The sequence below is a fragment of the Exiguobacterium sp. s59 genome (genome assembly GCF_018617475.1).
Classification (GTDB): Bacteria; Bacillota; Bacilli; order Exiguobacteriales; family Exiguobacteriaceae; genus Exiguobacterium; species Exiguobacterium aestuarii.
The window spans coordinates 368,946-380,279 of record NZ_JACSKG010000001.1 but is presented as its reverse complement, the minus strand read 5'-3'; the positions used below and the strand labels follow the sequence as shown (position 1 = coordinate 380,279).

The window sequence follows — 11,334 nt, the reverse complement described above, 5'->3', positions numbered from 1 at the left end:
TCGTTTCACTCCTCAATCGATGCATACTCATAAAAGCTGATTGTGATCACCTCTGAGTATCGCTGTTCTTTAATTCGTTCAAACCGTCCCACACGTTCTGGCAACGTCACGTCACTTCCGTGTTCACATACAATGACGCCGACGTCAATCAACATGTCAGAGGCATCAATCAGTTGCAAGAAAGCCTCATGCTCTTCCGCGTGATAAGGCGGATCCATAAAAATCAGCTTGAACTGTTCCTGCTGTCCTTTCAGCTGTTCGAGTACCGCTTTGGCATCTTGTCGATATATTTTTCCCTTTTCTTCATAATGGGTCGCCCGCAAGTTTTCTTGAATCGTTTGCACGGCTTTCGGTTGACGGTCGACGAAAATCGCTTCGTCGCATCCTCTCGATAACGCCTCGATCCCAAGTCCACCACTACCCGCATATAGGTCTAACGCTTTCCCGCCAGAAAAGTAAGGACCGATGATGTTGAATAACGATTCTTTCACTTTATCTGTCGTTGGGCGCGTAGCCGTTCCCGGGACCGCCTTTAAACGGGTCCCTTTTCGTTCTCCAGATATGACACGCATGTCTTTCCCTCCAGCAGAAAAGATGAAGGTGATGCCACCTTCATCTTTTTGTTTATTTCGATTTTGTCTCGTACGTTTCGGAAATGAACGGGCGCTCGCTCCGAACGACCGATTCCACGAACGGCAATGCCTTCACTTGTTCGAGTATGGCTTCATGACCTTCGAGGTCCGTGTAAAGAAACGCATATTTTTCTCGTTTTGAGACAAAGTACAGATTCGCATAACGTCTTAACGCTTTCACTTGTTTCAAGGAATTCACGTATACGACGAAACCAATCCGTTCATTCAACTTAGACGGCGCATCCACAACTTCCGCCTCCTCCGCAACTGCCCCCTCCAGAACATCCACCTTCGTCAAAGAATGGATTACCGGTCGGGACTTTGATTTTAGGAGATACTGAATGAGCTAACAGTTCACTCACTTCCCCTAATAACTTATCCAAGTTTCGTTCCGCTTTTTTGAACGCTGCAATCTCTGGCTGGACATCGAGGCGACGTTTGATGAGATGCATCTCTTTTTTGATGCGGTCGTGGTCCGGATGATGCTTCCCGAAGCGCTGGACATACTCATAGTCCTCTTTCATCTTTAAGAACTCACGCTCGATTTCCTTTGCTTCTTGTGATGCGAGACGTGCCGCTTTCGTTTGAATATATGTTTGAAACGATTCGCTTGCTTCAATCAAATCGGTCAATTCTTCAGTTTGATCGAGCAGGGCAATCGTCTGTTCAGTGATTATCATACCCCTCACCCTTTCTGCCATGATTTTACCACAATTGTTTCCCTATGTAAGCAATCCACACTATAATTGAAGTTGACCGCAAGGCGTTCAATGTAGAAAGGAAGTGAATAGACGCACGATGTGTGTCTGTATATGAAAAAAGTTTCTTTTAATATGATTCGATCAGCTGGTATAAAGACGGAGTATGCAAAGCCTGAATATTATTACGACCAACTCGATAAAGTTCGTGAAGCTGACCTCGTCTTGTTCCCTGAGTATTGGATGGTCAATTCCATTATATACGGGATGAACAAAGCCATTTTTCCGTCCCCTGCGACTTATCACCTCGGGCATGACAAGATCGAGATGACGCGTGCCTTTAAAGCGACGTATCCTCACCGCATCCCAAAGACGCTCATTTACGGAAAAAATCCATATACGATTGAACGGGTTTTGGAAGAGTTTCATTATCCATTCGTCGCCAAAAAAGCAAAATCCTCGATGGGCCAAGGTGTATGGTTAATTAAAAACGACCAAGACTGGTTAGAATATGTCGAGAACCACGATACGTTCTACGTCCAAGAATTCATCCCGAATGATCGTGACTTACGGGTCATCATCATCGGCGAGGAAGTGGTTGGATCCTATTGGCGTGTCAGCGAAGCCTTCTTGAATAACGTCGCCCAAGGAGCAAACTTCTCTTATGAGGATATTCCGGAAGACGTCGTTCAAGAAATTCAATCGATTGCCAATACGTTACACATCAATCACGCAGCGTTTGACGTCATCGTGACCGAGGACGGATTTTATATTTTGGAGTTCAACGTCTTTTTCGGTTCGGAAGGACTCCTTCCACTCGGCGTGAAACTCACTCAAAAAATCGAGGAATACTTAAATACACTAAGCTGATCAATCGTTCATCTTTTTTTCACAATTTGAACACACGTTATTCCAAGAACGTTTTTGAATATGGTATGATGACATATGAGGTTTATTCGAAAAGGGGGATTATGATGAAATTTGAGCAGTTCCACATCGAGGGAAAAGAAATCCGTTTTGGTTTGCTCGAGACGATCATGGATCATCATCATTTCATCCGTGAAGGTGCTTGGGACTACGAGCGTGCCACGTATGATATGAAATATGAGAAACAATCGACTGGCGAAACATTCTACCTTCGCTTACCTGTATACGCGATTGAAGGTCAAATCGAAGATCGTCACGCTGTCGTAAAAATGCTCACACCGATTTTAGGAAAGCATTATTACCCACACGGTGTTGAATACGATGAAGTCTTCCCAGAAGAAATCGTCCGCGATTGCGAACGTCGTCTAAAGGCTCTCGCCGAAACACTAGAAGTCAAACCCCTTGCATAAGCGAAGGGGTTTTCTTTTTGTCATAAATAAAGCCCATAGAAGCATTCTGCTTCTATGGGCTTTATTTTTAGTTGGTTGCAATGATTGTCAACGTCACATCGACCTGACCAAGCAATAAGTCGAATTGGTCTCGAACATAGCGATACAATCGCTCTGCCTCGACGAGTGGTAATGATGCAACGATTTGATAATCATAATGGTCTTTTGATCGAGACACGACCTTCACTTCTTTCAAGCCGAACTCAATGGCGCTACATGCGATCAAATCTTCAATCGCCCGTTCCGCGATCGTCACGTCTCCGTATGAATAGTCATTCCCAATCACAGCCATCGTATCGTTCAATGTGATCACTCCTTTTCATTCGCGAGCACTTTAACGTCCTCCATGATAGATTCGATATCGACCGGTTCATCCCCTGCCGTTGCCATCTGAGCGACGGCGCGAACATCATGATGACGGTCGATGACGTACATTGTCGTCGCATGCGTCACTAACCCGCTATTCGCCTTCGAATAATAAAATTGCAGCTGACGAGTGATTCGGTCGATATCGACTTGATCTCCCGTTAGCATCTTCCATCCTTCAGGCTCCGCCTGGAACGCTTCCCCATAGTTTTTCAGTACGGGTACCGTGTCCACTTCCGGGTCGACGGTGATCGCAACGAGTTCTACATCCGAACCGTATAAATCCTCTGCCTTCAACTCTTTCTCCAGCTTCATGAAATCACGTAACGTGAGCGGGCAAATATCTGGACAATTCGTATAGAAGAACGTGACAATTTTCACTTTTCCATTATCAGAATTGTACATCTCTTCATTTAAAGCGTTCGTCAATGTGAACGGGGTCGGCTCTTGGATGACGGGCAAGTCGTCTTTATTGAAGAATATAAAATAAACGGCCACTCCGATGACAACGAGCGTCAGGACGGTCAGACCGACCGTCATATAGCTATTCCGTTTCATACAGCTCTCCCTCTCTATGGATCATCCTCCGATTATTGCGCGGAATACGTTCGTCGTTTCACCAGGGTCATATGCCACATAGAGAAGAATATAGACGGTCACACCTGTAATGGCCGTGAAGAACCAGACGACCGATGCTTTCGGTCCGATTTTACGGTGCTTCTCAATCTTGTTTTTATAACCGAGATAAAGGGTGATCAACCCGAGGACACCACCCGTAGTCGCGAGTAGGATATGGAAAATCATAAAACCAAGATAGAACGGTTTTACAGAATCCGGTCCTCCGAATGCTGTGTTTCCGACAAAAATGGTACGTGAGACGTAAAGGATGAAGAATGTCGTCGCTGCAATCGCGGCCGCCGTCATCACTTTCTTATGTTTCTCGATGTTGCTGCGGTCTTTTGCGATAATCACCCATCCGATGGCGACAAGAATCGCACTGATGACGATGAATGACACACTAATTAAGGCAAGATAGTTCATCAATGTTTCCCCTTTTTGTTCTGTTTAATTTTTCTCATTCGTTTCTTGCGGAGTGAATGACATACCCTCATCTAACGCAAGAGACTTTGTACGGCGAACCCAACCGAAGAACGTCCATCCGAAGAAAAAGCCATAGACGATTTCTTGACCGAGTTTCATCAAGACTCCACCGAATCGTTGATCTTCGAGCGCACTGTTCGTCGCTCCCATGAGCGCCTCTAAATTAATACCTGACACGTCACCATTCGGTAGACAGTATCCAAGTACCCTAGCAAACGTCTCCGGGTCCGTATACGCGTTATAGAGCGTCGTTTGACTGAAGATGATCAGCGCACAGGCTGGCGTCAACAAGACTCCGTTGGCGATAATGTATACCATTCGTTTCAAGTCGGACATGCCTTCCTCCTCGTCTGTGACGAGCGGAACGATGACCGGGTACCACATCGTCAAACTAAAGACGACCAACGCCCCGTGGAAGATGCGGTGCACGCCATAGTTCGTCAAGACATAGTCAAATACGACCGGCATGTGATAAATCGAGAACAATGCGTTAAATAAAATGAGCGCAATGAGTGGCTTTGTTAAAAACTTAAACGTCGGCCCGATGAATTTGAAGCTAAGTACTTTTTCAAACACCCAGTACGGTAGACCGTAAACGACGAGTGCCGGTGCCAAAATGTAGACGAGCACCATCTGGAACATGTGCACAGATAAAATGATATGTGCCAATACATCGATTGGACTTCCGAAACCAATATAATACAAGACAATCGCAAACAACATACTAAACTTTTGTAACAACGTGGTCGAGGCATATCCTCGCTTCGCCATTCTCTCAGTCACGACGGCGTATAACACATAAATCCCGACCATGAGCAATCCGAACAGCGGACTCCATAACGTGAGCCAATCAAATTGATTGAGCAGCTCCGACGTATTCCAGAGCATCCGTTCACCCCTTTTCTTTCTCTCCCTAACCTTTGAAACCGTTCACTTCAAGATTACTATTCATTCATTTTTGAAGTAAAGGAAAAAGGACCGAATCATCCGTGTTTCCACAGATGTTCAATCCTTTGTCACAATTACCAAATGAGTAAGCGTAGTGCAGCGACCGTGATGATGGCGACAAAGATGCCTAACCACATCATGCCGACGATCCATGTGTTCCCACGGTTATTCATATGCATGAAAATATACAACTGTAGGAAGACTTGAATGACCGCCAAGATGATTAAGAAACCACCTGCTGCCCAAACTGGCATGAGTTCCGCATAGACGGCACCGAATGCCACGAACGTGAGTAAAATCATCATCGCAAAGCTGATCAATTGAAGCTGATACTCGCGTTTCGATTCTGCTTTTACTTCAAGCTCTAATTGTTTGTGTGATTCGTTCATTGCTCGTTTTTCCATATTAGTTCACCATCCCTAAGAGGTAGACGATTGAGAAGATGAAGACCCAAACAACATCGATGAAGTGCCAGTACAGACTTGATACATAAAACTTCGGTGCGTTGTACACATCGATTGGACGGTTCCAGTTACGAATCAAGAGTGTCGTGATCCAAAGGAGACCGAACGTGACGTGCGCTCCGTGGAAGCCGACTAGCGTGTAGAAGGCTGAACCGAATGCGCTCGACGTGAACGTATGACCGATGTGGTAGTAGTGAATGAACTCGTAAATCTCAGCACCAAGGAATCCAGCGCCTAGAAGGAGCGTCACAATCAACCAAAGCTTCATCCGCCCTGGATTGTTTGCTTTCATGTTCATCATCGCAAGGACACTTGTGAGTGAACTTGTGAGGAGGAGCATCGTCATGATGAAGACGAGCTCCATTTCGAAAATGTTATACGAACGTAATTCCTCTGGCGCACCAGAGTTCAAGAGACCAACGTACGTTCCAAAGAGCGAGGCGAAGAGGACTGTCTCTCCACCAAGGAAGAACCAGAAGGCCACATATTTATTTTTCCCTTCCAGCGTTGCTTTCTCTGGATTGGCCGGGATACCGGTCACTGGGTGTTTTTCAACTGCATGTGCCATTTATTGTTCTCCTTTCTCACGAATCGCTTTCAAGTCTGCTTCGACTTGTGACTTCGGAATGTAGTAGCCGTGATCGTCAATCCACGAACGTAGGAACATCGAGACGAACGTCATCGCTAATCCGAACCCAATCAATGACCAACCGACGACTGTGTTGTCCATCTGGAAGATGGCACCGAGTCCTGCGATAAAGAGACCAAGCGACATGAAGAACGGGATGAGCGAGTTATTCGGCATGTGAATGTCCGATACTTCTTCAGCGACTGACACGCGTTTGTTGCCAGCCATTTTCTCGAGCCAGAACGTATCAAGTCCTTTGACGAGTGGCGTTTGTGCAAAGTTGTACTCTGGAGTTGGAACAGGAAGCGTCCACTCAAGCGTACGTCCGTCTCCCCAGTGGTCTGGTTTGACGCGTTCTTTTGACAAGAAGGCTTTCACGACAGCGACGAGCAAGACAATCGTTGACACACCCATGAAGAATGCTCCAGCTGTTGAGAGCATGTTGAGCGTATCCCAACCTTGACCACCGAGGTACGTGAAGACTCGACGTGGCATACCGAACAATCCGAGGAAATGTTGCGGGAAGAACGTCAAATGGAACCCGATAAAGAACAACCAGAACTGCCAGTATCCAAGCTTCTCAGAAAGTGCTTTTCCGAACATGAGTGGGAACCAGTAGTAAAGTCCTGCGAAGAGGCCATATACAACCCCACCTACGATAACGTAGTGGAAGTGAGCGACAACAAAGTAGCTGTCGTGGTACTGATAGTCAGCCGGTGCGACTGAAAGCATAACCCCTGTCATCCCACCTACGAGGAATGAAGGAATGAACGCGACCGAGTAGAGCATCGCTACGTTGAATTTGATTTGACCGCCCCATAGTGTGAAGAGCCAGTTAAAGATTTTAACACCGGTCGGTACGGCGATCGCCATCGTCGCAACAGCGAAGATCGAGTTCGCTACTGGACCAAGACCGACTGTGAACATGTGGTGAACCCAAACCATGAATCCAAGGAAACCGATGAGCATTGTCGCAAAGACCATCGTCGTGTAACCGAAGAGGCGCTTACGAGCAAATGTTGGAATGATTTCCGAGAAAATACCGAATGCCGGTAAGATCAAAATGTATACTTCCGGGTGACCGAAGATCCAGAAAAGGTGTTCCCAGATGACAACGTTCCCGCCGAGTGCTGGGTCAAAATATGCGGCTCCGAAGAGGCGCTCGAACATCAACATGAACAATCCGACCGTAAGTGGCGGGAATGCGAAGACGATCAATGCCGATGCAACGAAAGTCGTCCATGTGAAGAGCGGCATGCGCATGAGTTTCATACCTGGCGCACGCATGTTCAGGATGGTGACGAGGAAGTTAATCCCGGCCATCAATGAACCGAAACCTGAAATCTGAAGACCGAGGGCGTAGAAGTCTACCCCTGTCGCTTCCGGTTGTGTTGAGAGTGGTGCGTAAGCCGTCCACCCTGCGTTCGGTGCTGCTCCGAAGAACCAGCTCAAGTTAAGCATGACTCCACCGAAGAAGAACAACCAAAAACCTAATGAGTTAATGAATGGGAACGCAACGTCGCGTGCCCCGATTTGAAGCGGTACGACAGCGTTCATGAAACCGAATAGCATCGGCATCGCCGCTAGGAAGATCATCGTCGTCCCGTGCATCGTAATCAATTGGTTAAATGTCTCACCGCTGACGAAATCGTTCATTGGTTTAACAAGTTGCCAACGAATCAGTAATGCTTCAATTCCACCGAGAAGGAGGAAGAAGATTCCTGAGAACAAATACAAAATACCGATTTTTTTGTGGTCAACCGTCGTAATCCAATCCATGATGCCATTGTATTTACGCGATTGCTGCATTGCAGTGGTCTGTGCCACGTGAAATCCCCCTTTTCCCGTTAGTCAATCTTCTGCTCATACAAGAAGTCAACGAGTGCGTCTAATTCTTCGTTGCTGATTTGACCTTCATTGAAACCTGGCATGAGAGCCCCTTGTTTCTTCTTCTGCGGGTCACGAATCCACTCTTTCAAGTTGTCCTCGTTGTTTTCGAGGTAACCTGCGAGCCATTCACGATCGCCGAAGTTCGTTAAACTTGGTGCAACTTTACCGCCGCCGTGACAGCTCAAGCAGCTTTCGACATACACTGCCTCACCTGTCGTCAAGTTCGTGTTGTCTGCGACGAGTTTCTCACCGTTCTCGTCTTGCTTGGCTTTCATGTCAGCGAGCCATTGATCATATTCTTCTTGCTCGAGCGCGATGACTTTAAAGTCCATAAGGGCATGTGACGGACCGCAAAGCTCTGCACATTTCCCGTAGTAAGTACCTGGTTCATTTGCATGTAACCACATTTCGTTATCAAGTCCTGGGTTCGTATCTGTCTTACCAGATAAAGCCGGTACCCAGAATGAGTGAATGACATCTTTTGACGTCAAGTTGATGCCGACTCGTTTTCCAACTGGAATGACGAGCTCTTGCCCTGTCACAACACCTGCTTCTGGATATTCAAATTCCCACCAGTACAAGTTTGCTGTAACGTTGATTTCTTCTTCTTTTTTCGCTTCTTTCGCTTTCGCGAGTTCGACAGTCGTCGTGATTGTCGGCACAGCGAGAATGATGAGAAGGATAATCGGAACGACTGTCCAAATCATCTCAAGTGTACTGCTACCTTCAACTTGCTTCGGAATCGATTCATCTTTCCGACGGAACTTCATGAGCACGTACACGTAAATGACCGATACGATGATGAGTACGAAGAGCATGATCGCCAAACTGATGAGAATGATACGGAGCTGAAGCTCAGCCCCTTCTCCCATCGGCTTCAATGCAGACAATCCCTCTTGACCGCAACCTGACAACAGGACTGCGAACATCATCATCGGGACGATGCCAAACAGAAGCTTCTTAAATGATTTCACAACAATCCCCACTTTCTCCCAAAATGATGTGTAATGGTTTTCTATATAGTGAGTGCAATCATCAAAGTGCTGTCAAAATCAGCGCGATAATCCACACGACTAAATAAATTAATGAATAAAAGAACATTTTGTTTGCCCACTTAATTTCATCTTCGGCATTGAAACCTTTCAATCCGAGATACAACCAGTAGCCCCCTAAACCGGCTGCGACTGTCAAGTAAACAAGACCGTAATGCATAAATAAGAGCGATGCCGGAATCAGCGTCGCAATCCACCAGATGATTTGCCGTTTTGTGATGGCAAATCCGTTCACGACCGGAAGCATCGGAATGCCTGCCGCTCGGTACTCTTCCGTACGTCGCATAGCGAGCGCCAAAAAGTGTGGTGGTTGCCATAAGAACATGACAAGGAACATGAGCCACGCATCGATATGAAGTGCCGGATCAAGTGCTGCCCAACCGATAAGCGGTGGAACGGCTCCCGAAATACTACCGACGACTGTATTGAGCGTACTCGTACGTTTCAGCCACATCGTATAAATCACGACATAAAAAAATGCCCCGATTAAACCGAATACTGCGGCGACGTACGATACAAGGAGCAATAGAAGTGTTCCTAATGCAAGTTGTGTCAATCCGAGGAGTAAAATCTTCTCCCCTGAAATCTTGCCGGTTACACTCGGTCGATTGTCCGTACGATCCATTAAGTAATCGATATCTCGGTCCACAAAGTTGTTTAGGTAACAACTCCCCGAAATCACGAGTGCGCTTCCTAACATCGTTAATAAGAGCTGTGGCCAAACTTCAAACAAGTAAAGGACTGGCGTATCGCTCTGATACGTCGCTGCCACGAAGAATCCCGCAAATACCAACAGTAAGTTGGCGCGAACGATTCCCATTTTCGCTAAGGCGACGTAATCTCGGAATGACGTTGACTCTGTATATTCTACATCTACGGTCATTCCTGGGTTGACTTTTGTCATACTGACCCCCCCACATAATCACGAAATCCTCGCATTCTCTTCACAGAAAAAACACAATATGAACAAAATACACTTAACTCTCTACAAAGATACCATATTTTTTTATAAAATACGCCCTTTATGCTTGTAAAATAGCGAGTTTTTTGTGTCAATAGTGTGATATTTGTCACACCTTATGTGCCTTACTAATATTAGAATAACGTTTTTGATAACGATTGCAAGCTTTTCCATTTCGTTTTTCGAACGGAAAGCCGTATAATAAGTATGGCGAAAAAAATATAAATAAACAAGGTACATTTTTAACGGATTTTGATTAGAAGCAGGTGGTATTGCATGCATAAAAAACTCGCGTTTTTCTCAGGGTTTGTCACCCTTGGGATGATGCTTGTCCTCATCATGGGTGGAACCGTGACGAAGACAGACTCAGGGGACGGTTGCGGAACAGATTGGCCGCTCTGTCACGGGAAATTGATTCCAACTAACCCGAGTGTTGAAACGATGATCGAATACAGTCACCGTGTAGTATCTGGCTTTGAAGGCCTCCTCATCATCGCGCTTGCGATTTGGACATTCATCGCCGTCAAGCATCGTGTCGATGTGAAAATCTTTGCGTTTCTCGCATTTATCTTTATGCTCATCCAATCAATCATTGGAGCAGGGGCAGTCATTTGGCAACAGTCAGATGCCATCTTAGCCCTTCATTTCGGAATTTCGCTCGTTTCGTTCGCATCACTACTTATTTTGACGATTCTTTTGTTTGAAGGTGACCGAGAACATAAAGTTGTGTCGAAACGTTTGAGAGCTCATCTGTACGGACTTTCGATTTATACGATGATTGTCGTGTACACAGGAGCTTACGTCCGACACTTAGGAGCGACTTACGCTTGTGTCGGTTGGCCAATCTGTGACCAAGAGGTATGGACGTTCGAATCTTATGTTCAAATGGGACATCGTGTGATGGCAGGACTACTCGTCTTGTACACGTTGTATGTTCTGTACCTCGCTCGAAAAGAGATGAACCAATTAATCGAACGCGGCATGATGGCGTCTCTCTTTTTCATTCTTCTTCAAGTCGGAACAGGTGCATGGATCGTACTCGGTGGGCATGCCACATACGTACCACTTCTCCACGCATTCTTGATCACATGCTATTTCGGTATTTTGTCTTACTTGTCTTACCATGCATATCGATCGACCGGTCGACAAGATAGCACACAATTGAAAGACATGAATGGTTAAGTAAAAAAGCGCCGTGAACTGAACTGCCCCATAAAA

The 11,334-nt window shown here is 46.1% G+C and carries 15 protein-coding genes; 3 read left to right on the top strand and 12 right to left on the bottom strand.

Going from position 1 to position 11,334, the window contains the following annotated elements; translation table 11 throughout:
• Nucleotides 1–5: 5 nt before the first annotated feature.
• From rsmD to KNO91_RS01960, 3 genes are read right to left on the bottom strand one after another with little or no spacing between them, the layout of a single operon-like run.
• Nucleotides 6–572 (bottom strand): 16S rRNA (guanine(966)-N(2))-methyltransferase RsmD, encoded by a 567-nt coding sequence (rsmD, locus tag KNO91_RS01970; protein WP_214789035.1) that lies wholly within the window; start codon nucleotides 570–572, stop codon nucleotides 6–8.
• 52 nt (nucleotides 573–624) lie between these two features.
• Nucleotides 625–879: a YlbG family protein gene (locus tag KNO91_RS01965; RefSeq protein WP_371816625.1), complete on the bottom strand. Its 255-nt coding sequence runs from the start codon at nucleotides 877–879 to the stop codon at nucleotides 625–627.
• Nucleotides 863–1,312: a YlbF/YmcA family competence regulator gene (locus KNO91_RS01960; RefSeq protein ID WP_214789038.1), complete on the bottom strand. Its 450-nt coding sequence runs from the start codon at nucleotides 1,310–1,312 to the stop codon at nucleotides 863–865. Before KNO91_RS01960 ends, KNO91_RS01965 begins: the two co-directional genes overlap by 17 nt.
• 153 nt (nucleotides 1,313–1,465) lie before the next feature.
• On the opposite strand from KNO91_RS01960, the gene KNO91_RS01955 reads away from it, so the two are divergent.
• Together KNO91_RS01955 and KNO91_RS01950 are read left to right on the top strand one after the other, a co-directional pair.
• Nucleotides 1,466–2,200, top strand: coding sequence for an ATP-grasp domain-containing protein (locus KNO91_RS01955; RefSeq protein ID WP_251126509.1), 735 nt, complete (start codon nucleotides 1,466–1,468; stop codon nucleotides 2,198–2,200).
• 104 nt (nucleotides 2,201–2,304) lie between these two features.
• Nucleotides 2,305–2,667, top strand: coding sequence for a YugN family protein (locus KNO91_RS01950; RefSeq protein ID WP_015881291.1), 363 nt, complete (start codon nucleotides 2,305–2,307; stop codon nucleotides 2,665–2,667).
• Between the two features lie 67 nt (nucleotides 2,668–2,734).
• Here the strand turns inward: KNO91_RS01950 and KNO91_RS01945 are convergent, their stop codons facing one another.
• The 9 genes from KNO91_RS01945 to cyoE all read right to left on the bottom strand — a co-directional run bounded on the left by KNO91_RS01945 (nucleotide 2,735) and on the right by cyoE (nucleotide 10,059).
• On the bottom strand, nucleotides 2,735–3,019 hold the full coding sequence (locus tag KNO91_RS01945; RefSeq protein ID WP_260569895.1) for a hypothetical protein: 285 nt from the start codon (nucleotides 3,017–3,019) through the stop codon (nucleotides 2,735–2,737).
• Complete coding sequence (locus tag KNO91_RS01940; RefSeq protein ID WP_214815838.1) at nucleotides 3,016–3,630, bottom strand: SCO family protein; 615 nt, start codon at nucleotides 3,628–3,630, stop codon at nucleotides 3,016–3,018. The genes KNO91_RS01945 and KNO91_RS01940 overlap by 4 nt, the downstream gene beginning before the upstream one ends.
• A gap of 21 nt (nucleotides 3,631–3,651) precedes the next feature.
• Nucleotides 3,652–4,113, bottom strand: coding sequence for a DUF420 domain-containing protein (locus KNO91_RS01935; protein WP_214698118.1), 462 nt, complete (start codon nucleotides 4,111–4,113; stop codon nucleotides 3,652–3,654).
• Nucleotides 4,114–4,137: 24 nt separating this feature from the next.
• The gene (locus tag KNO91_RS01930) at nucleotides 4,138–5,061 is read right to left on the bottom strand and encodes a cytochrome c oxidase assembly protein (protein WP_214691744.1); all 924 of its coding nucleotides are present in this window, start codon (nucleotides 5,059–5,061) and stop codon (nucleotides 4,138–4,140) included.
• 134 nt (nucleotides 5,062–5,195) lie between these two features.
• Nucleotides 5,196–5,525 (bottom strand): cytochrome C oxidase subunit IV family protein, encoded by a 330-nt coding sequence (locus tag KNO91_RS01925; RefSeq protein WP_214691743.1) that lies wholly within the window; start codon nucleotides 5,523–5,525, stop codon nucleotides 5,196–5,198.
• 1 nt (nucleotide 5,526) lies between these two features.
• Entirely contained in the window at nucleotides 5,527–6,153 is a 627-nt protein-coding gene (locus KNO91_RS01920; protein WP_015881284.1) for a cytochrome (ubi)quinol oxidase subunit III, read from the bottom strand.
• Nucleotides 6,154–8,022 carry a cytochrome c oxidase subunit I gene (gene ctaD, locus KNO91_RS01915; RefSeq protein ID WP_214816082.1) on the bottom strand — a complete coding sequence of 623 codons (1,869 nt, stop codon included), beginning with the start codon at nucleotides 8,020–8,022 and terminating at the stop codon, nucleotides 6,154–6,156.
• Between the two features lie 38 nt (nucleotides 8,023–8,060).
• A complete protein-coding gene (coxB, locus tag KNO91_RS01910; RefSeq protein ID WP_214794583.1) occupies nucleotides 8,061–9,038 on the bottom strand; it encodes a cytochrome c oxidase subunit II in 978 nt (325 codons plus the stop codon).
• Between the two features lie 100 nt (nucleotides 9,039–9,138).
• Nucleotides 9,139–10,059 carry a heme o synthase gene (gene cyoE / locus KNO91_RS01905; protein ID WP_214794194.1) on the bottom strand — a complete coding sequence of 307 codons (921 nt, stop codon included), beginning with the start codon at nucleotides 10,057–10,059 and terminating at the stop codon, nucleotides 9,139–9,141.
• A 333-nt stretch (nucleotides 10,060–10,392) separates the two neighbouring features.
• Between cyoE and KNO91_RS01900 the strand changes: the two genes are divergently transcribed.
• Nucleotides 10,393–11,298, top strand: a complete 906-nt coding sequence (locus tag KNO91_RS01900) for a COX15/CtaA family protein (RefSeq protein ID WP_214789052.1) — start codon at nucleotides 10,393–10,395, stop codon at nucleotides 11,296–11,298.
• The last annotated feature ends 36 nt before the right edge of the window (nucleotides 11,299–11,334 follow it).